The organism is Mumia spirodelae (genome assembly GCF_050632745.1).
Lineage (GTDB): Bacteria > Actinomycetota > Actinomycetes > Propionibacteriales > Nocardioidaceae > Mumia.
This window is the reverse complement of record NZ_JBODSD010000002.1, coordinates 696191-717212: the sequence shown is the minus strand read 5'-3', so window position 1 is coordinate 717212 and position 21022 is coordinate 696191. Positions and strand designations below refer to the sequence as shown.

At 72.0% G+C, this 21022-nt stretch carries 20 protein-coding genes, 1 tRNA gene and 1 pseudogene; 13 read left to right on the top strand and 9 right to left on the bottom strand.

Annotated elements, in window-relative coordinates; all coding sequences use genetic code 11:
• Window positions 1-13 precede the first annotated feature (13 nt).
• The 4 genes from rarD to ACQSSQ_RS12990 form a co-directional block, all read right to left on the bottom strand.
• A complete protein-coding gene (gene rarD / locus ACQSSQ_RS13005) occupies window positions 14-946 on the bottom strand; it encodes an EamA family transporter RarD (protein WP_431327494.1) in 933 nt (310 codons plus the stop codon).
• A gap of 9 nt (window positions 947-955) precedes the next feature.
• Entirely contained in the window at window positions 956-2044 is a 1089-nt protein-coding gene (locus ACQSSQ_RS13000) for a 2-oxoacid:ferredoxin oxidoreductase subunit beta (protein WP_431327493.1), read from the bottom strand.
• Entirely contained in the window at window positions 2041-3924 is a 1884-nt protein-coding gene (locus ACQSSQ_RS12995) for a 2-oxoacid:acceptor oxidoreductase subunit alpha (protein ID WP_431327492.1), read from the bottom strand. Before ACQSSQ_RS12995 ends, ACQSSQ_RS13000 begins: the two co-directional genes overlap by 4 nt.
• Before the next feature lie 252 nt (window positions 3925-4176).
• A complete protein-coding gene (locus ACQSSQ_RS12990) occupies window positions 4177-5766 on the bottom strand; it encodes a M20/M25/M40 family metallo-hydrolase (RefSeq protein WP_431327491.1) in 1590 nt (529 codons plus the stop codon).
• Window positions 5767-5894: 128 nt separating this feature from the next.
• Here ACQSSQ_RS12990 and ACQSSQ_RS12985 point away from each other — a divergent pair, with 128 nt between their 5' ends.
• Window positions 5895-6518, top strand: coding sequence for an HAD-IA family hydrolase (locus ACQSSQ_RS12985; RefSeq protein ID WP_431327490.1), 624 nt, complete (start codon window positions 5895-5897; stop codon window positions 6516-6518).
• Window positions 6519-6542: 24 nt separating this feature from the next.
• Here the strand turns inward: ACQSSQ_RS12985 and ACQSSQ_RS12980 are convergent, their stop codons facing one another.
• Entirely contained in the window at window positions 6543-7046 is a 504-nt protein-coding gene (locus ACQSSQ_RS12980; RefSeq protein WP_431327489.1) for a hypothetical protein, read from the bottom strand.
• Window positions 7047-7116: 70 nt separating this feature from the next.
• Entirely contained in the window at window positions 7117-9114 is a 1998-nt protein-coding gene (locus ACQSSQ_RS12975) for a S8 family serine peptidase (protein WP_431327488.1), read from the bottom strand.
• A 123-nt stretch (window positions 9115-9237) separates the two neighbouring features.
• On the opposite strand from ACQSSQ_RS12975, the gene ACQSSQ_RS12970 reads away from it, so the two are divergent.
• The 11 genes and pseudogenes from ACQSSQ_RS12970 to rnhA all read left to right on the top strand — a co-directional run bounded on the left by ACQSSQ_RS12970 (window position 9238) and on the right by rnhA (window position 18604).
• Window positions 9238-9612: an NADH-quinone oxidoreductase subunit A gene (locus ACQSSQ_RS12970; protein ID WP_431327487.1), complete on the top strand. Its 375-nt coding sequence runs from the start codon at window positions 9238-9240 to the stop codon at window positions 9610-9612.
• Window positions 9603-10208 carry an NADH-quinone oxidoreductase subunit B gene (locus ACQSSQ_RS12965; protein WP_431327486.1) on the top strand — a complete coding sequence of 202 codons (606 nt, stop codon included), beginning with the start codon at window positions 9603-9605 and terminating at the stop codon, window positions 10206-10208. Before ACQSSQ_RS12970 ends, ACQSSQ_RS12965 begins: the two co-directional genes overlap by 10 nt.
• Before the next feature lie 6 nt (window positions 10209-10214).
• A complete protein-coding gene (locus ACQSSQ_RS12960; protein ID WP_431327485.1) occupies window positions 10215-11021 on the top strand; it encodes an NADH-quinone oxidoreductase subunit C in 807 nt (268 codons plus the stop codon).
• Window positions 11011-11967 (top strand): NADH-quinone oxidoreductase subunit NuoH, encoded by a 957-nt coding sequence (gene nuoH / locus ACQSSQ_RS12955; RefSeq protein ID WP_431327484.1) that lies wholly within the window; start codon window positions 11011-11013, stop codon window positions 11965-11967. Before ACQSSQ_RS12960 ends, nuoH begins: the two co-directional genes overlap by 11 nt.
• 134 nt (window positions 11968-12101) lie before the next feature.
• Window positions 12102-12329, top strand: a pseudogene (locus ACQSSQ_RS12950) (4Fe-4S binding protein); the annotation flags it as partial.
• Window positions 12330-12523: 194 nt separating this feature from the next.
• Window positions 12524-13027 (top strand): NADH-quinone oxidoreductase subunit J family protein, encoded by a 504-nt coding sequence (locus ACQSSQ_RS12945; protein ID WP_431327483.1) that lies wholly within the window; start codon window positions 12524-12526, stop codon window positions 13025-13027.
• Entirely contained in the window at window positions 13027-13359 is a 333-nt protein-coding gene (gene nuoK, locus ACQSSQ_RS12940; RefSeq protein WP_431327482.1) for an NADH-quinone oxidoreductase subunit NuoK, read from the top strand. Before ACQSSQ_RS12945 ends, nuoK begins: the two co-directional genes overlap by 1 nt.
• Entirely contained in the window at window positions 13356-15101 is a 1746-nt protein-coding gene (locus tag ACQSSQ_RS12935) for an NADH-quinone oxidoreductase subunit 5 family protein (protein ID WP_431327481.1), read from the top strand. Before nuoK ends, ACQSSQ_RS12935 begins: the two co-directional genes overlap by 4 nt.
• Entirely contained in the window at window positions 15098-16618 is a 1521-nt protein-coding gene (locus ACQSSQ_RS12930; protein WP_431327480.1) for a complex I subunit 4 family protein, read from the top strand. Before ACQSSQ_RS12935 ends, ACQSSQ_RS12930 begins: the two co-directional genes overlap by 4 nt.
• Window positions 16615-18063, top strand: coding sequence for an NADH-quinone oxidoreductase subunit N (locus ACQSSQ_RS12925; protein ID WP_431327479.1), 1449 nt, complete (start codon window positions 16615-16617; stop codon window positions 18061-18063). The genes ACQSSQ_RS12930 and ACQSSQ_RS12925 overlap by 4 nt, the downstream gene beginning before the upstream one ends.
• 46 nt (window positions 18064-18109) lie before the next feature.
• A complete protein-coding gene (rnhA, locus tag ACQSSQ_RS12920) occupies window positions 18110-18604 on the top strand; it encodes a ribonuclease HI (RefSeq protein ID WP_431327478.1) in 495 nt (164 codons plus the stop codon).
• Here rnhA and ACQSSQ_RS12915 read toward each other — a convergent pair.
• Entirely contained in the window at window positions 18595-19089 is a 495-nt protein-coding gene (locus tag ACQSSQ_RS12915; RefSeq protein ID WP_431327477.1) for a YajQ family cyclic di-GMP-binding protein, read from the bottom strand. The two genes, rnhA and ACQSSQ_RS12915, sit on opposite strands and share 10 nt — an antisense overlap.
• A gap of 95 nt (window positions 19090-19184) precedes the next feature.
• On the opposite strand from ACQSSQ_RS12915, the gene ACQSSQ_RS12910 reads away from it, so the two are divergent.
• Window positions 19185-19266: transfer RNA gene (locus tag ACQSSQ_RS12910), tRNA-Tyr, on the top strand.
• A gap of 52 nt (window positions 19267-19318) precedes the next feature.
• Here the strand turns inward: ACQSSQ_RS12910 and ACQSSQ_RS12905 are convergent.
• Window positions 19319-20488: a serine hydrolase domain-containing protein gene (locus ACQSSQ_RS12905; protein WP_431327476.1), complete on the bottom strand. Its 1170-nt coding sequence runs from the start codon at window positions 20486-20488 to the stop codon at window positions 19319-19321.
• Window positions 20489-20520: 32 nt separating this feature from the next.
• Window positions 20521-21009 carry a carboxymuconolactone decarboxylase family protein gene (locus ACQSSQ_RS12900; RefSeq protein WP_431327475.1) on the bottom strand — a complete coding sequence of 163 codons (489 nt, stop codon included), beginning with the start codon at window positions 21007-21009 and terminating at the stop codon, window positions 20521-20523.
• Window positions 21010-21022 lie beyond the last annotated feature (13 nt).

Here is a 21022-nt window from a genome sequence, read left to right as displayed (position 1 = left end):
CCCGGACGCCGGCTCACACGACGTTGTCGGCGGCGTCGCGCAGCGTACGCCGGTGGTGCTGGGTCGCCTCGACGGTGATGAGGACCAGGGCCACCCACACGAGCACGAAGCCGACCCACCGCCCGGTCGTCATGGCCTCGTGCATGACGAGCACGCCGAGGAGGAACTGCAGGATCGGCGCGAGGTACTGCAGGAGCCCGAGCGTCGTCAGGCTGAGCCGGGTCGCCGCACCGCCGAAGAGCAGCAGCGGCACCGCGGTGACGACGCCGGTGCTGGCCAGGAGGAGCGCGTGGCCGACGCCCTCGTTCCCGAAGGTCGAGGCGCCGGTCGCCGCCAGGTAGCCGAGGTAGGCGAGCGCGAACGGCGCGACCGCCACCGTCTCGAGGGCGAGGCCCTCCACGGCCCCGATGCCGGCCTTCTTCTTCAGCAGGCCGTAGACGCCGAAGGAGAACGCGAGGGTCAGCGCGATCACGGGCAGGTGGCCGTACTCCCAGGTCAGCTCGAGGATGGCGACGAACGCGAGCGCGAGCGCGCACCACTGCACCGTCCGCAGCCGCTCGTGGAGGAACACGACGCCGAAGGCGATCGTCACCAGCGGGTTGATGAAGTAGCCGAGCGACGCCTCGACGACGCGGTCGGAGTTGACCGCGTAGATGTACGTGCCCCAGTTGAGCGCGACGACGAAGCCGCCCGCGACCACGTACGCGAGCCGGCGCGGGTCACGGGTGACGGCGAGGGCGTGGGACCAGCGGCGTACGGCGAGCAGCAGGACGGCGACGGTCACCAGCGACCAGACCACGCGGTGCGCGAGGACCTCGGTCGCCGATGCGGGCTCGAGCAGCGGCCAGTAGAGGGGGACGAGCCCCCAGAACAGGTACGCGCCGACTCCGAGTGCCAGTCCTTCGGCGGTCTCGGAGCGTCCCCGTCTCAATCCGCCCCGCGTCACCCGGGTAGGTTACGCGCCGATCGTCCAGGTGTCGTTGCCGGTCAGCAGCTGCTGCAGGTCGCCCGCTCCGGAGGTGTCGACCGCGGTGCGGAGCTGCTCGCGGGCCCGGTCGTCGTACGTCGCGTGCTCGACCTGGCGGAAGATGCCGATCGGTGCCCGGTCGAGGTGTCCGGCGTCGGTGAGCCGGCTGATCGCGAACGCGAGCGTCGGGTCCTCGGCGTGGGCGTCGTGGACGATCAGCTGGTCGCGGTTGGCGTCGGTCACCTCGACGGCCTCGACGGCACCGGTGGCCGGGTTGCGGACGAGGCCGTGCTCGCGGTCGGGGCCGTAGGTGATCGGCTCCCCGTGGACGAGCGGGATCACGGCGTGGTCGCGCGTCTCCGGGTCCTTGATGGTGTCGAACGCGCCGTCGTTGAAGATCGGGCAGTTCTGGTAGATCTCGACCAGCGCCGTACCGCGGTGGGCGGCGGCCTCGCGCAGCACCCCGGTGAGGTGGTTGCGGTCGGTGTCGATCGTGCGGGCCACGAAGGTCGCCTCGGCGCCGAGCGCGAGCGAGATCGGGTTGAACGGGTTGTCGAGCGAGCCCATCGGCGTGGACTTGGTGACCTTGCCGATCTCGGAGGTCGGCGAGTACTGGCCCTTGGTGAGGCCGTAGATGCGGTTGTTGAACAGCAGGATCGTCATGTTGACGTTGCGGCGCAGCGCGTGGATCAGGTGGTTGCCGCCGATCGACAGCGCGTCGCCGTCACCGGTGACGACCCACACCGACAGGTCCTCGCGCGAGGTCGCGAGCCCGGTCGCGATCGCCGGGGCACGGCCGTGGATCGAGTGCATGCCGTAGGTGTCCAGGTAGTACGGGAACCGTGACGAGCAGCCGATCCCGGAGACGAACACGATGTTCTCGCGCTTGAGCCCGAGGTCGGGGAGGAAGCCCTGCACGGCCTTGAGGACGGCGTAGTCGCCGCAGCCGGGGCACCAGCGGACCTCCTGGTCGGAGGTGAACTCCTTGCCGGTCTGCTTGGCCTCCGCCGCCGGGATGCCGGTGAGCCCGTCGCGGGCGAGGACCGGAGTCGGCAGGCTGGTCGTGTGGGTGCTCATCGGTCGTTCTCCAGGCGGTGGGTGTCGATGCTCTTGGCGGCCTGCGCGATGACCTCGGCCAGCTCCTCCGACCCGAAGGGCATGCCGGTCACCTTGTCGTATCCCTTGACGTCGACCAGGAACTCGGCGCGCAGCAGCAGGGCGAGCTGGCCGAGGTTCATCTCCGGGACGATCACGTGCTCGTACGCCCGCAGGACCGCGCCGAGGTTGCGCGGGAACGGGTTGACGTGGCGCAGGTGCGCGTGCGCGACGTCGATGCCCTGGGCCCGGGCAGAGCGGACGCCCGCACCGATCGGGCCGTAGGTCGAGCCCCAGCCGAGCACGAGCACGCGCGCCTCGCCGGACGGGTCGTCGACCACGAGGTCGGGGATCGAGTCGGCGACACGGGCGACCTTGGCCGCACGGTTGCGGACCATGCGGTCGTGGTTCGCCGGGTCGTACGAGATGTTGCCCGTGCCGTCGGCCTTCTCGATGCCGCCGACGCGGTGCTCGAGGCCGGCGACGCCCGGAGGCGCCCACGACGGGGCGTGCGTCTCGGGATCGCGTGCGTAGGGGAGGAACTCCTCGCCCTCGGCCGGCGGCGTGGCGAAGGCGGGCTCGATCCTGGGGAGCGACTCCACGGCCGGGATGTTCCACGGCTCGGAGCCGTTGGCCAGGTAGCCGTCCGAGAGCAGCATCACGGGCGTGCGGTAGGTCACGGCGATCCGCGCGGCCTCGAGGGCGGCGTCGAAGCAGTCGGCGGGGGACTGGGGTGCGATCACCGGGAGCGGCGCCTCGCCGTTGCGGCCGAACATCGCCTGCAGGAGGTCGGACTGCTCGGTCTTGGTCGGGAGCCCGGTCGAGGGCCCGCCGCGCTGCACGTCGACGATCACCAGCGGGAGCTCCAGCATGACGGCGAGGCCGATCGTCTCCGACTTCAGCGAGATGCCCGGGCCGGAGGTGGTCGTCACCCCGAGCGCGCCGCCGAAGGAGGCGCCGAGCGCCGCGCCGATGCCGGCGATCTCGTCCTCGGCCTGGAAGGTCGTGACGCCGAAGGCCTTGTGCTTGCTCAGCTCGTGGAGGATGTCGGAGGCCGGCGTGATCGGGTACGCGCCGAGGAACACCGGCAGGCCCGAGCGCTCGCCCGCGGCGACGATGCCGTACGCGAGGGCGGTGTTGCCGGTGATGTTGCGGTAGCGGCCCGTCTCCATCGGCGCCGGCGCGATCTCGTACGAGACGGCGAACGCCTCGGTGGTCTCGCCGAAGAACCAGCCGGCCTTGAACGCGGCGACGTTGGCGTCGCGGATCGCGGGCTTGCCGGCGAACTTCGTCTCGAGGTAGGCCAGCGTCGAGTCCGTCGGGCGGCCGTACATCCAGGACACGAGCCCGAGGGCGAACATGTTCTTGGAACGGGCGGCGTCCTTGCGGCCGAGGCCGAACTCGGCGACCGCCTCGACGGTCATGCCCGTGAGGTCCAGCGGGTGGACCTGGAAGTCGGCGAGGGTGTCGTCGTCGAGCGGCGAGACCTCGTAGCCGGCCTTGGCCAGGTTGCGCTTGGTGAAGTCGTGGCTGTCCACGATCACGATGCCGCCGGGGCGGAGCGCGTCGACGTTGGCCGCGAGCGCCGCAGGGTTCATCGCCACCAGGACGTCGGGGCGGTCGCCCGGCGTGAGGATGTCGTGGTCGGCGAAGTGGACCTGGAACGAGCTGACGCCCGGCAGCGTCCCCTGGGGTGCGCGGATCTCCGCGGGGAAGTTCGGCAGCGTGGAGAGATCGTTGCCGAACGCGGCGGTCTCCTGGGTGAAGCGGTCACCGGTGAGCTGCATCCCGTCGCCGGAGTCTCCGGCGAACCGGATGACGACCCGGTCCAGCTTCTCGACCTGCTTGCTCTCGCTCGCCAAGGCCCGGCCCTTCTGTGCGTTGTCTCTGGTGAGTGGTACCCCATCGAGCAGGTTAGCCACACCTTCCAGGGTAAGGGGAGTGAATTTGGAACACTGTTCCAGATCAGAGTTTGGGCATGTCGCGCGGGGTGCCTCCGATGTGCTTCCCGTCCTGGCCACGGACGCAGCAGCGGCTACCGACTCCCGACGCGGCCACCGGAGTCCGGTGGCCGTGTCGGGGCGGTCGGTAGCCGCCGCCGGGCAGGAGCCCGCCTACTGCGTGAAGCGGTCCCGCATCGCGTCCGCGCTCTTGCCCGCACCGTGCGACTTGCCCGGCTTGCGGACCCCGTTGACGGTCGAGGTGTCGAACGCGAACGTGATCGTCGCCGCGGCGACCGCGTCGGAGTTCACGTCGAGCGCGTACTCGTTGACGTTGCCGACCAGCGTGTAGTCCTGCTCGAGCTGGTCGTACAGCGCCACGTTCTGGCCTGCACCGGTGAGGTTGTCGCAGAACGCGTGGTAGCACGGGTCGTACGCCGCGCCGGCGACGCCGCCGTACAGCTCGGCCTCCGCTGCGGTCTTCACGCCCTCCGCGCCGGTGAACAGGCCGCCCGCCGGGATGTCGACCGCGATGAACGGGCCGTAGTCCGACCGACCCGAGAACTCGGTGTCCTGGAACGGGATGCCACGGTCGGCGTAGAACTTCTCGAACACGTCCTCGATCTGCGCCGAGCCCTCCGGGATGAAGCCGGCGGGCGCGGTGCCCCCGGAGTTGTCGCCGTCGTACACGCCGAACATGTAGTTCGGGGAGCCGATCATGTCGAAGTTCAGGTACAGCGCGATGTCCTCCGCCTCGGCGGTGCTCAGGTTCGCGACGTAGTGCTCGGAGCCGAGCAGGCCGGACTCCTCAGCACCCCACCACGCGAAGCGGACGGTGTTGTTCGGCTTCACCTTCTGCATCTGGATCGCGGTCTCGAGCAGCGCTGCGCTGCCTGTGCCGTTGTCGTTGATGCCCGCGCCGCCCTGGACGCTGTCGAGGTGGGCCCCGACCATGACGGTGTTGCTGTCGTCGCCGTGCGCGGTCTCCGCCAGGACGTTGTACGCCGTGCGGGTCTCGGCGACGTAGTCCACCGTGACCGTCACCGTGGCTCCGGGCGTCGCGGCGAGGTTCTCACCAGCGGCGGACGTGGCGAAGACGGCCGGGATGTGCAGGCCGGTCGCGTCGCCGATCATGTTGATGAGACCCGTACGACCGGGCTGGCCCTCGTTCATCACGACCACGCCGGCCGCACCGGCCGCCTGGGCGTTGAGGACCTTCACGTTGAAGCCGCAGGTCCCGCGCTGGACGAGGGCGATGCCGCCGGCGGGGAAGCCGGCGAAGTCGCTCGCCTCGCACCCGCTCGTGTTGCTGTTCGGCGGGAGGCCCGCAGCGGGCACGACGAGGCCCACGGGGACGAGCGGACCGGTCGCGGTGCCCTCGGGGCTTCCGGAGTCGAAGGTGTTGCGGAGGAAGTCGGTCTCGTTCACGAACGTCCGGGGGTTCGGGCTCACCCGGATCAGCTTGCTGTTCTCCTCGAAGTAGTCGAACGCGAAGGGCTGGACGACCGGGTCGTAGCCGGCTCCTTCGAGCTGGTCGACGACGTACGCGACGGAAGCGCCGTACCCGGGTCGGCCGGCGGCGCGGTCGCCGTTCTCGTCGGCGATCTCCTGCAGCGCCTCGAGATGGTCGAGCACGCCCTCGACCGTGACGGCCTTGGTGAGCTTGGTGACGGAGTTGTTGTTGGATGCGGCGTTCGCCGGTACGGCGCCGGCGACGCACAGCGCGGCGATCGCGATCCCGGCGCCGACGGTCTTCGTTGACATTCGTGACACAGGACGAGCCTTCCTCGTGACGCGGCCGGCCCTGGCCCGAGACTGCCGGACCGTCCTGAGACTAGGGGTACGCACGCGCCCGCGCCCGTCCGTTGCGAACAGACCCGTAGCGTGGAGCCATGGCAGCTGATCCCGTGGTCTTCGACATCGGCAACGTGCTCGTCCGCTGGGACCCGGTCCCGGCGGTGGCGGCGGGCGTGGGGGAGGAGCGCGCCCTGGCGTTCCTCGGTGACCCGGCGTTCGACTTCCCGACCTGGAACCACGCGCAGGACGAGGGCCGGTCGTGGGAGGAGGCGGAGCGCACCGCGACGGAGGCGTTCCCGCACTACGCCGAGGAGATCGCGGCCTACCGGGCGAACTTCGACGCGTCGCTCCTCGGGGAGGTCGAGGGATCCGTCGCGATCGTGCACGAGCTGCGTGACGCAGGGGTCCCGCTGGTCGCGCTCACGAACTGGTCGGCCGAGCTCTTCGGGCAGGCACTGGCGCGCTTCGACGTGCTGAAGGCGTTCGACGACATCGTCGTGTCCGGCGTCGAGGGGTGCGCCAAGCCGGACCCGCGCATCTTCGCGGTGCTCGGCGAGCGGCTCGGCCGCCCGCTCGACGGGGTCGTCTTCACCGACGACTCGCCCCGCAACGTGCTCGCGGCGGGTGTCGCCGGTCTGGACGCGATCCCGTTCACCACGCCGGAGGACCTGCGCGTCGAGATGATCGCCCGCGGCCTGCCGCTCGCCCCCGCTGGTTGAGCGAGCGCAGCACGTCGAGACCGCCTACGTTCCTGGCGCCGACGCCCGCACCGTCGTGTCGCCGGCCGCGATGAGCGCCTGGACGTCCACGAGGGCCTCGCGGATCGACGCGCCGTAGCCGTCGTCGGCGAGCACGGCGACCCGTGCCGCGGTGTGGTCCGCGTGGACCGCCGCCTCGTCGAAACGCCCGAGCCGTCGCAGCACGTCCGCGAGGTTGAGGTGCAGCGAGGGGAAGAAGCCGGCGATCGCCAGCGAGGAGTGGTGCTCCTTGGCCCGCTCGTCGGTCGTCTCCAGCGCGGCGGCGAGCGCCCGCCGGTCCCAGGCGAGCTCGTCCTCGGGGTCCTGGGCGACGTCGGCGAGGTAGTGCGCCACGACGCAGCGGTGGAACGGGTCGCCGTCGTCACCGACCTGGTCCCAGATCTCCTGAAGCCCGTCGTGGGCGCCGGCGCGATCGCCCTGGTGGCCGAGGGTCACCGCCTCCATGACGCGCTGAACGACGGGGTCGGGAGTGGTGCTCGCCTCGGTCATGGCCCGAGCGTACGAGAGGGCGGGGACACGATCCGTGTCCCCGCCCTCGGTCGTCGGTGCCCGCTCCGGGCTAGCGCACCAGCAAGGTGACCGGACGCGACGTCGCCCGCTTGAAGGCGGGGTGCTTCGCGACGTACCGGGCGGTGATCTTGTGCTTGCCGCGCTTGAGCTTCGTCGACGACAGCTTGAGCACGGCCTTGCCGTTCTTGACCTTGACGGTCTTGATCTTCTTCTTGCCGTCGCGGAACACGACCTTGCCGCGGATCGGCCCGGCCGCGACCTTGACGACGGCGACGAGCCTGGCGCCGGACCGGCCGTAGGTCGTCTTCCGCGGCTTCACCTTCAGCCGGACGGCGGTGGCGATCTTGGGGACGCGCAGGCCGTTGGAGCTGCGCCACAGCGCGGGCGAGCCGGCACCCTTGCGTCCCGCGACCTGCGACTGGATCAGGGCCCCGCCGTCGGCGGCCGTGACGCGGTACGAGGTGCCGTAAGCGCCGGGGATCGGCCGGCCGTTGCGCAGCCAGCGGTAGCTGTAGGACGTGGCCCCGCTCGTCCACGTGCCGCGGGTCGTGGTGAGGGTGTAGCCGATGCGCGCGTAGCCGCGGGCGACCGGCGACGCCGTGGCCAGCGACAGCTTGGAGACGTCGAGGATGCCACGACCGCAGTCGGCCGGCACGCAGTTCACCCGGCCGTTCGCGACCTGCGGGAACGGCTTGACCGCCCACCGCAGCGCGCCCTCGATCGTCGCGGCGGGGTAGGAGCCGTTGGACGCGATGAGCGCGGCGGCGGCCGCGACGGCCGGGGCCGCCATGCTCGTGCCCGCCTGCTCGGCCCAGCCGGGCGCCGACGGCGTCGTCGTGCCCGTGTTGACCGACGACAGGATCGCGTCGTTCTGGACCAGGTCACCGCCCGCGGCCGAGAGGTCGAGCGTGGTGCCGAAGTTGGAGTAGGGGACCCAGGTCGAGCCCGAGTAGCCGCCGGCGACCTGGCCGAGCCTGTTGGTGGAGCCGACCGTGATCACGCCCGGGCAGTTGGCGGGCGTGTAGAGCGCGGCGTTCATGTCGTCGTTGCCGGCCGCGACGACGACGACGGTGCCGCGGGCGCGTGCCCCCGCGATGGCGTTGCGAAGGGTGGCCGGGCAGATGTCCGAGCGACCCGACAGGGACAGGTTGAGCACCTTGGCCGGTGTCCGGTTGCGCGGCAGCTTCGGCACCTTGCCACCCGAGCCCCAGGTGATCGCGGCGGCGATGTCCGACGTGGAGCCGCCGCAGCGTCCGAGGATGCGCAGGTGCTGGATCCGCACGCCCGGCGCGTTGCCGGCGACGCCCTTGGCGTTGTTGGCGCGGGCGCCGATGATGCCGGCCACGTGCGTGCCGTGCCAGGAGCTCGGGGTCGCTGCGCCGCAACCCTCGGTCCCCGTGACCCAGTCGCCCTCGTCGCGAGGGTTGGAGTCGCGGCCGTGGCCGTCCCGGGCCATCCACGGCGTGGAGATGAAGTCGAAGCCGGCCACCATCTTCCCGTCGAGGTCGGGGTGAGCGCTCTGACCCGTGTCGATCACGCCGACGACGACGCGGCCGGTGCTGACCGGCCACGCGGTGTACGCGTGCGTCCCGTAGGTCCCGTGGATGCTCCACTGGCGGGACCAGTAGGTGTCGTTGAGGACCGGCGCCGCGGCTGCGGTGACAAGCACGTCCGGCTCGACGGAGGCGACGCCCGGGACGCTCTCGAGCTCCGCGGCTGCCTTCTCCGCGGTCGCGAGGCTGGTGGGGGCGTCGAAGGGCAGGGACGCGACCCCGTCGGCGACGGGTGTGGTCCCGGCGACGGTGTCGACGCCGGCCGCCTCGACGGCGTCCCGCGACGCGGCCGTCGACGGCTGCGCCCCCTTCTCGTAGGTGATGATGAGGCCGGCGGCGCGCGCCTTCGGGGGCGCGGCGGCCGGCGTCGTGGCGGTGCCGGAGGTCGCGGCACGGCCGTCAGGATCCCCAGGAGCGGCGGCGGCGGGGGCGACCGCGGCGAGGACGAGGCTGGCCGAGGCGAGCAGGCCGAGAGGCCGGATCAGACGTGGCATGGGCCATAGTGTGCCGGGTCGAGGGGTCGCCGCCGTCCGCGGCCCGAGGCCGTGGCCACGGACCGGCACGCGCCGTCCCGCGCTGCGCACGCGAGGGGCGCGCGACCCCCTAGACTCAGGCGCATGTCCGACTACCCCGGCTACCTCGCGACGTACGCAGCGGTCGCCGCGATCATCGGGGTCGGCGTGGTTCTCGCAGCCGGCATGCTCGGGGTCAACCGGCTGTTCCGCCCCGCGCTGACCGATCCCGTCAAGCTGCTCACGTACGAGTCCGGCGTGGACCCGGTCGGCTCCGGCTGGGCGCAGAGCAACGTGCGCTACTACGTGTACGCGTTCCTCTACGTGATCTTCGCCGTCGACGCGGTGTTCCTCTTTCCCTGGGCGGTCGTCTTCGCGGAGATCGGGTGGGCGGCCGCGATCGAGATGGCGGTGTTCCTCGGCTTCATCGCCGTCGGTCTGGTGTACGCGTGGCGCAAGGGGGTCCTGTCGTGGACGTGAGCAAGGGAGCGGTCGACCTCGGCGTCCCGTCGCTGCAACGTCTCGGCGAGGCCGACCTCGGCGTGGGCTCGGCGCTCGCGCCCCGCCCGGTGCGCTACCTGCTCAACTGGGGGCGCCGCTACTCGCTGTGGGTCTTCAACTTCGGGCTGGCCTGCTGCGCGATCGAGTTCATCGCGTCGTCGATGGCGCGCCACGACTTCATCCGTCTCGGCGTGATCCCGTTCGCGCCCGGTCCCCGCCAGGCGGACCTCATGGTCGTCTCGGGCACGGTCACCGACAAGATGGCGCCCGCGATCGAGCGCCTGTACGCGCAGATGCCCGACCCGAAGTACGTCATCTCCTTCGGCTCCTGCGCAAACTCCGGGGGCCCCTACTGGGACTCCTACTGCGTGACGAAGGGCGTCGACCAGATCATCCCGGTCGACGTCTACGTCCCCGGGTGCCCGCCGCGCCCCGAGGCCCTCCTCCAGGGCATCGTCACGCTCCAGGACAAGATCGCCGGGGAGGACCTCGCCCAGCGCTACGGACGCACCGGCCTGCGGCGGTCGCTGTCCTCGCTGCTGCGGCCCCCTGTCACGCCCGAGCAGGACGGGTAGGCACGGATGGGATGGGCATCTGACGTCCTCGACCTCGGCCGGGTCATCGGCGGCGACCGCGTGTCCGCGTCCGAGGACCTCGGCCAGCTCGCGCTGACGGTCCCGTCGGGATGGTGGCGGCCGATCGTCACCGCACTGCGCGACCGGGCCGGTTGCGGCTACTTCGACTGGCTGAGCGCCGTCGACGAGGCCGGCGGCCCCAGTCCGTACGCGGACGAGCCGGAGCTCGCTGGCGGGCTGCGTGTGGTGTGCCACCTCGCCGCGCTGTCGCCGGGGGTGGGCAGGACGGCCGTGCGCCACGTGCTGGTGCAGACGACGGTGCCGCGGGCGGAGCCGGTCCTCGACTCGCTCGTCGGCGTGTACGCCGGGGCGGCCTGGCACGAGCGCGAGACGCACGAGATGTTCGGCATCGACTTCCGCGACGGCGTCCCGCTCGAGACGCTGCTGCTGCCCGACGCCTTCGAGGGCCACCCGCTGCGCAAGGAGTTCGTGCTGGCTGCCCGCGTCGTGAAGCCGTGGCCGGGTGCCAAGGAGCCGGGGGAGTCCGACCACGACGTGTCGTCGGCGGAGTCGTCGCCGGGACGTCGTCGGATGCGCCCGCCGGGGGTGCCGGACGCCGAGCAGTGGGGGCCGCGCGAGCCGGGCACCCCCGCGCCCGACCCGCTCGCCCACGCGACCGCGGGACCCGCGGCCGGACCGGCCCGCCCGCGTCGTACGCGCCGGGCGGCGCCGCCCCGAGAGGCGCAGGGCGGCGCGGAAGGCGGCAGCGACGCCGGCACCGGCGGCGAGGGGGGCGGCAGCGATGCTGGCTGACGTCCTCGAGGTGGCACTGCGATGCGTGCTGGTGCTCGTCGCGTTCCTCGTGCTGCCGCTGGTGGTCGGCCAGCTGGAGCACAAGACGATGGCGCACATGCAGTCGCGGGTCGGCCCGATGTACGCCGGGGGGTTCCACGGCTGGGCGCAGCTCGTCGCCGACGGCGTGAAGTTCGTCCAGAAGGAGGACGTCACGCCCCGGGCCGCAGACCGACCGGTCTTCGCGCTCGCGCCGGCGGTGGCGCTGGTCCCGTACCTGATCGTGCTGTTCGTGATCCCGCTCGGTCCGAGCGCGGTCGGGGCCGACCTCGACCTCGGCCTCTTCTTCGCGCTCGCGGTGATGAGCGTCGGTGTCCTCGGCACCCTCATGGGCGGCTGGGCGAGCGCCAACAAGTACTCGCTGCTCGGCGGCCTGCGGACGGCGTCCCAGCTGATGAGCTACGAGCTTCCGATGGTGCTCGCCGCGGTGTCGGTCGCGATGATGGCCGGGTCCTTGTCGCTGGTCGGGATCGCCCAGGCGTGGGAGTGGTCGTGGCTGCTGTGGCAGCTGCCCGCGCTGGTGGTCTTCGTGGTGGCGGGGCTGGCCGAGCTCCAGCGTCCGCCGTTCGACATGCCGATCGCCGACGCCGAGCTCGTGCTCGGCCCCTACACCGAGTACGGCGGCATGCGCTTCGCGATGTTCCTGCTCGCCGAGTACGCGGGCATCGTGGTGCTGGCCGCGCTCACCACGGCGCTGTTCCTCGGCGGATGGCGCGGCCCGTCCTCGGACGACGTGGGCTGGCTGTGGGTCCTCCTCAAGACGATGGCGGTGGCGTTCCTCGTGGTGTGGTTCCGGGTGGCGTGGCCACGGATGCGTGAGGACCAGCTCAACGCCCTCGCCTGGAAGGTCCTCGTGCCGGTCGCCCTCGGGCAGCTGGCCCTGACGACGGTGGTGGTGCTGGCATGAGCAGGCTCGGACGCGCGGTCAAGGGCAGCGGACTCGTCAAGGGTCTGCGGGTGACGTGGCACAACCTCACCCATCGGGCCGTCACCCAGCAGTACCCCGACGTCCTCCCCGACCTCCCCCCGCGCAGCCGCGGCGTGATCGCGCTGCAGGAGGAGAACTGCACCTCGTGCATGCTCTGCGCGCGCGAGTGCCCGGCGTGGTGCATCTACATCGACTCGCACAAGGAGACGGCGCCCCCGGTCACCGAGGGCGGGCGTGAGCGCTCGTTCAACGTGCTCGACCGCTTCGACATCGACTACTCGCTCTGCATGTACTGCGGGATCTGCATCGAGGTCTGCCCGTTCGACGCGCTGCACTGGTCGCCGGAGTTCGAGTACGCCGAGCTCGACATCCGTGAGCTGACCCACGACAAGGAGCGGCTGCGCGAGTGGATGTGGACGGTCCCGCCCCCGCAGCCGCTCGACCCGGCGGCGGAGGACCCCAAGGAGATCGGGGTGGCGGAGAAGGCTGCCCAACGAGAGGCGGAGAAGGCGGCGCGTCCCCCGGAGCCCGACGCATGACGGCCGTCACCGTGGTGTTCGCCGCGCTCGGCCTGGTCGCGCTCGTGTCGGCGTTCCTGGTGGTCACCAGCGACCAGATCGTCCACGCCGCCCTGTGGCTGGTGCTGACGCTGGGGGCGGTGGCCGGGCTGTACGTGCTGCTCGCCGCGGAGCTCGTCGCGTGGGTCCAGGTGCTCATCTACATCGGCTCCGTCGTCGTGCTGCTGCTCTTCGCGCTGATGCTCACGCGGGCGCCCACCGGACCGGGCTCGGCGACGGCGACGCGCAACCAGCCGCTCGCGGCGCTGGTCGCCGCCGCCGTCACGGTCGCCCTCGGTGCCGTCATGTGGGCGGGCTTCGGAGGCGAGGTCATCGACGAGGACGAGATCCGCATCGGCACGGCCGAGCGCCTCGGCGGTGCGATCTTCCGGACCTGGGTGCTCCCCTTCGAGGTGCTCTCGGTGGTGCTGCTCGCCGCGCTGGTCGGCGCGATCGTCCTCACGCGCAGAGGTGAGCGCTGATGCCCCTGATGCTCCCCCTCACGGTCTCGTGCGGCCTCTTCGGGCTCGGCCTGTACGCCGTCCTCGCGCGCCGGCACGCGGTGATGGTGCTGCTCGGGGTGGAGCTGATGCTCAACGCGGTCAGCCTCAACCTGGTCGCGTTCGACACCTGGTGGGCCGACACGCTGCACACGGGGCAGTCCCTGACCCTCTTCGTGATCGCGCTCGCCGCGGCGGAGATCGGGCTGGGACTGGCGATCGTCCTCGCGCTCTTCCGGACGGTGGGCAACGCCGACGTCGACGCCCAGGAGGCGCCGACGACGCTGCTCGCCGAGGGAGGTGACGAGCTGTGAGCCGCCGCTACTCGACGTCGGCCGTCGGCATCACCGCGGTCCTGGCGCTGTGCGCGGCGATCGTCGCGTTCCCGAGGCTCGGCGACGACACGGGCCCGTACGGCGAGCCGGCCGGCAGGGTCACGACGCTGGTCGACGGCGGCGACCTGCTGGGTGTCTCGCTGACGTTCTACGTCGACCACCTGAGCGCGGTGATGCTGCTGCTCGCCGCCGTGGTCGGGCTCATGGTGCAGACCTACTCCGTCGCCTACCTCGCCGGCGACGCCCGCTACCGCTCCTACACGACGATCATCCAGCTCTTCCTCGTCGCCATGGCGACGGTCGTCGTCGCCGACAACCTGTGGATGCTGCTGGTCGGGTGGGAGGTCATGGGCCTCTGCTCGTACCTGCTGATCAGCCACCACTGGGAGCTCGCCCCCGCCCGCGCCGGTGCCGTGAAGGCGTTCCTGCTGACCCGCATCGGCGACCTGGGCCTGCTGGTCGGCATCTTCGCGATCGGGCAGACGTTCGGGACGTACGAGATCAGCGAGGTGTTGACCGCGATGGCCTCGCCGGACGCGCCGGAGGGCCTCACCGCGATCGGGCTGCTCATCGTCGTCGCCGTGGTCGGCAAGTCGGCCCAGTTCCCGCTGCACACCTGGCTGGCGGACGCGATGCCCGGTCCGACCCCGATCAGCGCCCTGATCCACGCCGCGACCATGGTGGCGGCCGGCGTGTTCCTCGTCGCCCGGCTCTACCCGGTCCTGGCGGAGTCGGCCGTGACGATGACGGTGCTCGCGGCGATCGCGTGCGTGACCATGCTGCTCGCCGCCCTGCTCGCGCTGACCTCCGGCGACCTCAAGCGGGTGCTTGCCTGGTCGACGGTGAGCCAGCTCGCGTACATGTTCGCGGCGCTGTCGGTCGGCGGCTATGACGCCGGGATCGAGCACCTGGTCTCCCACGGGGCGTTCAAGGCGTTGCTGTTCCTGGTCGCCGGCTCCGTGGCGCACGCGATCGGCTCGACGGCGCTGCGCGACATGGGCGGCCTGCGCGCGGCCATGCCGTGGACCTTCGTCACCGGGACCATCGGGTTCGCCGCGCTCGCAGGCGTCGTGCCGACCGTGGGGTTCTTCAGCAAGGACGCCGTGCTCGAGGCGGCGTGGCACGCGATCGGCCACGACGCGCCGGTCGCGCCCGTGGTCGCGGTCGTGGTCCTGGTGGTCGGGCTCGTGACCGCCGCGGTGACGGTCGTGTACGCCTTCCGTGCCTGGTTCATGGCGTTCGTGGGGGAGGGCGCCCCGGTCCGCGCCTCGGTCGCGGTCCACGAGGCCCCGCCGCTCATGGTCGGCCCCCTCGCGGTCCTCGCGGCGGCGACGGTGCTGCTGAGCGTCTTCATGCCGTTCGACCTGCTCATGGGCCTGGTCACGACCGCGATCGTGGTCGCGGCCGGCTGGCTCGCCTGGAGGACCACCGCGGCGGGCCGTGACCCGGCCGACCTGCTCGGGCCCGCCCGCCCGGCGTTCACCCGCGAGCTCGGCTGGGACCTCGCGTACGACGGTGCCGCCGTGGCCGCGCGGGAGGCGGGTGACGTCGTGGTGGCGACCGACCGCGACGTGATCGGCTTCTACCCGCGTGCGGCCGCCTGGGTGAGCCTCGCCGTCTCCCGCGGACTGGCGCGGGCGCAGACGGGCAACGCCCAGACGTACGTCACCGTGCTCGCCGTCGGCGTGCTCCTCGGGACCGTCCTGGTGGTGGTCCGGTGAACGGCCTCCTGGTCGCGCTGGCCCTGCCGGCCGTCGCGGCGCTCCTGCTCGTCGTGGCGCGCAGCCTGGTCACCGACCGGGTCGCGGCGCGCATCGGTGTGACGACGTCGCTGCTGGTCGCGGCGCTGCTGCTGGTCACGTGGATCGCCGACGACGGCGACGGCGGCGGGTACGTCGCGGAGATCGACGTCGTGTGGGTCCGGTCGCTCGGGGTGCACCTGCACCTCGGGATGGACGGCATCTCCTTCCCGCTGCTCCTCATGACCGCGCTGCTCTCGGCGCTGGTGTGCTGGGCGCTCGTCGACGACCCGCCGAAGGGCGACAACGCGACGCCTGGCCTGGTCGGGCTGGTGATGGTGGTGCTGACCGCGGCGGTCGGCGTCTTCGCCGCGCTCGACCTGCTGCTGTTCTTCGTGTTCTTCGAGCTGGCGCTCATCCCGATGTGGTTCGTGATCGCCCGCTGGGGCGACCCGCACGACCCGGTCGGACGGCGGACGGCCGCGACACGGTTCCTCCTCTACACGGTCGTCGGCTCGGCGTTCATGCTCGTCGGCTTCGTCACCGTGTGGGCGCTGACCGGCACGCTGCAGATCCCGGAGCTGGCCGAGCGGGGCGACGCGCTGACCGGTGGCTGGCCCCTCTTCGCCGCCTGCATGATCGCCGTCGGGCTGGCGGTGAAGACGCCGGTCTGGCCGCTCCACCTCTGGCTGCCGGACGCGCACGCGAAGGCGCCCACCGTGGGATCGGTCCTGCTGGCGGCCGTCTTCCTCAAGCTCGGGACGTACGGGCTCCTCCGCGTCCTGGTCTCGGTCCTTCCCGACCCGGCCCGCGAGCTGGCGCCCTGGCTGGGTGCGCTCGGCGTGATCGGCATCGTCGTCGCGGCGCTCGCGTGCCTGCGCCAGACCGACCTCAAACGCCTGATCGCCTACTCGAGCGTCGGCCACATGGGCTTCGTCGTCCTCGGCATCGCGACGCTCACCGACATCGGCGTCGCCGCAGCGGTGTTCGCGAGCGTCGCGCACGGCGTGGTCACGGGGCTGCTGTTCTTCAACGCGGGCTCGCTCAAGCGCCGGTTCGGCACGGCGGAGGTCGCGGTCCTCGGGCGCGGCCTGTACGCGCGGATGCCGGCGTTGGCGGTCGTGCTCGCCTTCGCCTCCTTCGCGAGCCTGGGGCTCCCCGGTCTCGCCGGGTTCTGGGGCGAGATGATGGCGCTGCGCGGGACGTACGAGGCGTCTGCCGGCGCCGTGGACGCGGGGCTCGTGCCGGCGCTCGCCGCCGTGCTGCTCGTCGCGGCGCTGATCGGTGTGCTGCTCACGTCCGCCTACTTCCTGCGGATGATCCGCCGCACGCTCCAGGGCGTGCCGACGCCGCACGAGCACGACCTCGACCTCGACGGCTCCGAGCGCGGCATCGCCGCGGTCCTCGTGGTCGCCGTGCTCCTGCTCGGGCTGGCGCCCGGCATCGTCATGGGCGTGGTCGAGCCGAGCATCCCGGCGATCCTGGGAGGCACCCGATGAACGTCTCCGACGTGGTCGACTGGTCGTCGGCCGGGGTCCCGCTGCTGGTCGCGGTCGGAGCCATCGCCGCCCTGGTCGTCGACGCGTTCTGGCCCGCCGGGGGCTGGCGCCGCAGCGGGACCATCGCGGTCGCGTCGTTGGTCGCGGCCGGCGCGTGGCTCGCCGACTCCGGGTCCACCGGCCCGGTCGTCGCCGGCTTCTCCTGGGTGATCCTGCTGTCCGCGCTGGCCGTCGTGCTGCTCGCGCAGGTGCTCGAGGACGACGCGCGGATGCCGGCGGGGGAGTCGGTCTTCCTCATGCTGTCGGCCACCGCGGGGGCGCTGACCCTCGCGGCCGCGAGCGACTTCGTGACGCTCGCTGTCGCCCTGGAGCTGCTGTCGCTGCCCTCGATCGCCCTGGTCGCGATGCGTCGCGACCAGCCCGCGGCCGTGTCTTCGGCATGGACCTTCTTCCTCGCCTCCGCGACCGCCACGGCCGTCACCCTCATGGGCCTCTCGCTGCTGTACGGGCTCACGGGCACGCTCACCTACGAAGGCGTCCTCGTGGGCCTGCAGGCCGAGCGGGCGCCGGTGCGCGTCGTGACCGCCGTCGTGGTCCTCGTCCTGATCGGCCTGGTGTTCAAGCTCGGCGCGGTGCCGTTCCACCTGTGGATCCCCGACGCCTACCGGGGGGCGTCGGTCCCGGTGGCGGCGTTCCTCTCGGTGGTCTCGAAGGGAGGCGCGCTCGCCGCCCTCCTTGTGGTGCTGGCGTACCCGTTCGTGGCACTGCAGTCGCGGTGGGACCTCTTCGTCGCGGTCGTCGCCGCACTGACGATGACGGTCGGCAACCTGGGTGCGCTCGCGCAGCGCGACGTCGTCGGCATGCTGGCCTGGTCGTCGATCGCCCAGAGCGGCTTCGTCCTGGCGCCGCTGGTGGCCGTCGCCGTCCGTACGGAGGACGTCCTGACCGCCCCGCTGCGCTACCTCGCGGTGTACGCGATCGCGAACCTGACCGTCTTCGCCGTCGCCGCCGTCGGCGTACGCCGGTTCGGCGGCACCTCGTACGCGCACTACGCGGGTGTCGCCCGACGCGACCCGCTCGTCGGTGTCGCGCTCCTGATGGGCCTGCTCGCGCTCGCCGGGTTCCCGCCTGCGGTCATCGGCCTGATCGCGAAGTACGTCGTGCTGCAGCCGGTCGTCACCGGCGGGTACGGCTGGCTGGCCGCGGTCATGGCGGTCAACGTGGCGCTCGGGCTCGTGTACTACCTGCGCCTCGTCGTCGTGGCGTTCGCCCCCGCGGCCCGGGCCCCCGAGGCGGAGGCGGAGGCCACCGGAGCGGCCACCCGCAGCGCCGCGACGCGCAGCGGGCGAGGCGCCGCGATCGCGTACGCGGTGGTCGTCGCGGGCCTGGTCGTGCTCGTCGCGACGTCGGTCTACCCGACGCTCCTGCTGGGTCCGCTGCCCTGACCGACCCGGCGCCGGCAGAGGGGTCGGCGCGACTAGGGTTCCTGGTGTGCCCGACGACCCGATCGTGACCATCCACACCGACGGCGCCTGCCTGGGCAACCCGGGTCCGGGCGGATGGGGCGCGGTGCTGCGCTACGGCGAGCACGTCGCCGAGCTCCACGGCGGAGACCCGGCCACGACCAACAATCGGATGGAGCTGATGGCGGCCATCCAGGCCCTCGAGGCGCTCACCCGACCGGTCGTCGTGGACCTGCACACCGACAGCAGCTACGTCCGCAACGGGATCCTGTCCTGGGTCACGAAGTGGAAGGCCAACGGGTGGCGCACCTCCGCCAAGCAGCCGGTCAAGAACGAGGACCTGTGGCGCCGCCTGGACGAGGCCGCCGCGCGCCACGAGGTGCGGTGGCACTGGGTGAAGGGGCACGCCGGCGACCCGGGCAACGAGCGCGCCGACCAGCTCGCCGGCCGAGGCGCGCTCGAGGCGAGGGCCGGCACGCCCCGGTCGGCCGCGAGGCGTGCCGCGCCGCCGTCTCAGCGGTAGTTGACGAACTGAACCGCGAAGTCGAGGTCGGCGCCCTTCACCAGCGCGATCACGGCCTGGAGGTCGTCGCGCTTCTTGCTCGTGACCCGCAGCTCCTCGCCCTGGACCTGGACCTTGACGCCCTTGGGGCCCTCGTCGCGGATGAGCTTGGACACCTTCTTGGCCTGCTCCTGGGTGATGCCCTCGGAGAAGGTGCCGTTGATCACCGACTCCTTGCCGGACTGCTTGGGGTCGCTCGACTCGAGGGTCTTCAGCGAGACGCCGCGCTTGACGAGCTTCTCCTTGAGCACGTCGAGGACGGCGAGCGCCCGCTCGTCGGCGTTGGCCTTGATGACCAGGCCGGTCGGGCCGCTCTTCTCGATCGACGCGCCGGTGTTCTTGAAGTCGTACCGCGTCGAGATCTCGCGCGCCGCCTGGTTGATGGCGTTGTCGATCTCCGCGTGGTCGAGCTTGCTCACGATGTCGAACGACGAGTCGGCGGCCATGATGATCCTCTCGGTCGGGACCCGAACCCGGTTTCGGGCGGGCTGGAGTGCTGCGCTAAAGTCGTGCTGTTGCTCGGACAGAGTAACGACCCCCCGGCAGGTTGCCCGAGCGGCCAAAGGGAGCTGACTGTAAATCAGCCGGCACAGCCTACAGAGGTTCGAATCCTCTACCTGCCACGTCACGAGCCCGGTCCCGCGAGGGGCCGGGCTCGTCTCGTTCCGGCACCGGTCAGCGCAGCGTGGCGAGGACGTCCGTGGTGAAGTCGCCGGGCGACAGGGCGTCCGGGTCCTGCGGCGCCGACCCCATCCGTACCGCGACGAGGCCCTCGGACGGGACGACGGCCACGATCTGCTTGCCGAGCCCGAGCGCCCAGAAGGCGTCGGCCGGGACGCCCGGAGCGAGACGTCGTACGCCGCCGGTCCCGGTGTCGGCGGTGTTCCCGCCGGTGGCCGCGAGAGCCCCGAGGACCGGGCCCTTGCGGTTGACCCACCAGAGCAGCCCGTACGCCGCGTTGAGCCGCGACGAAGACCTCCCGACGGCCTGCGCGACGTAGTCCGCCGAGACCACCTGGTCCCCGCCCCAGCTCCCGCCCCGCAACATCAGCAGGCCGAGGCGCGCAAGGTCGAGGCAGGAGGCGTTGACGCCGGAGAACGTCGTGGTGTTGCCGGACGGATCCTCTCCCCAGTACGTGCGCGACATCTGCAGCGGCTCCAGCAGCCGGGTCCGGGCGTACTCCCGCGGCGTCGTCCCGGTCGCCTTCGTCAGGACCTCGTCGAGGGTCTGGATGGCGGCGTTGTTGTAGCGCCAGACGGTCCCCGGACGGGCGTCCTGCGGCAGGCCGATCGCGTACGCGGTCTTGTCGCGGGCCGCGATCGCCATCTGCTGGTAGTCCGTGCTGAAGTCCCAGTGCCGGCCCGAGACGTTCGCGAGGAGGTCCCGGACGGTGATCGTCGCGGCGGCGGTGCCCTTCCACGCCGGGATGTAGTCGGAGGCCCGGTCGTCGAGGTCGAGCAGCCCTTCGTCGGCGGCGATCCCGACGAGCACCGAGGTGAACGACTTCGTCACCGAGAACGCCGCGCCCATCGCCTCCTCGTCGCTGCCGCCGAAGTACGCCTCGTGGACGACCTCGCCGTCGCGCGTGACCACGAAGCACGACGACCCCTGGCGGTCCAGGCGGCGGTCGAGGGCGCGGAGCGCGGCCGCGTCGAACCCGGCCGCGCCTGCGTCGGTGCGCTCCCAGTCGGCGCCGGGGACGGTCGGGCCGGTCGTCGCGGCGTCGCTGGTGGGGGCGGGCGACGGGGTGCCCGTCCGCTCGGACGTCGCGGCGCCGCCCCCGCCGCTGCACGCGGCCAGGAACGCTGCCGCGGCGAGCACGGCAGCCGCACGTCGGAGGGCCATGTGCCCATTGTGTCCGCCGCCCCCAGGAAGGCTCAGCCCTTCCGTCGTACCGGCCAGCACCGCGCCGTGACGCCGATGGCGTTCCAGGCGTTGATGCTGACGAGGAGTGCCAGGAGCGCCGCGGTCCCTTCCTCGCCCCACGCCGCCGTCGCCTCGGCCACGACCTCGTCGGGCACGTGCGTCTCCGACAGGCGGGTCACGGACTCGGTCAGCGCGAGCGCGGCCCGCTCCGCGGCTGTGAAGAGGCCGGAGTCGGGCCAGATGGCGACCGCGTGCACGAGCTGCGCGGGAACGCCGGCCTCGCCCGCGGCGCGGCTGTGCAGGTCCACGCAGTACGCGCAGCCGTTGATCTGAGAGGCGCGCAGGCGCACGAGCTCGCGCAGGCCGGCCGGGATGCCGGCACGGTCGAGCTCGGCCGTCGCGGCGTCGTCGAGGGCGGTGACGGCGCGGGAGAACGCGGGGACGAGTCCGTCGAAGTCGAGGCGGACGGGGATGAGGGGGAGGGTCTCGGTCGAGGTCATGCCTCGACGCTAC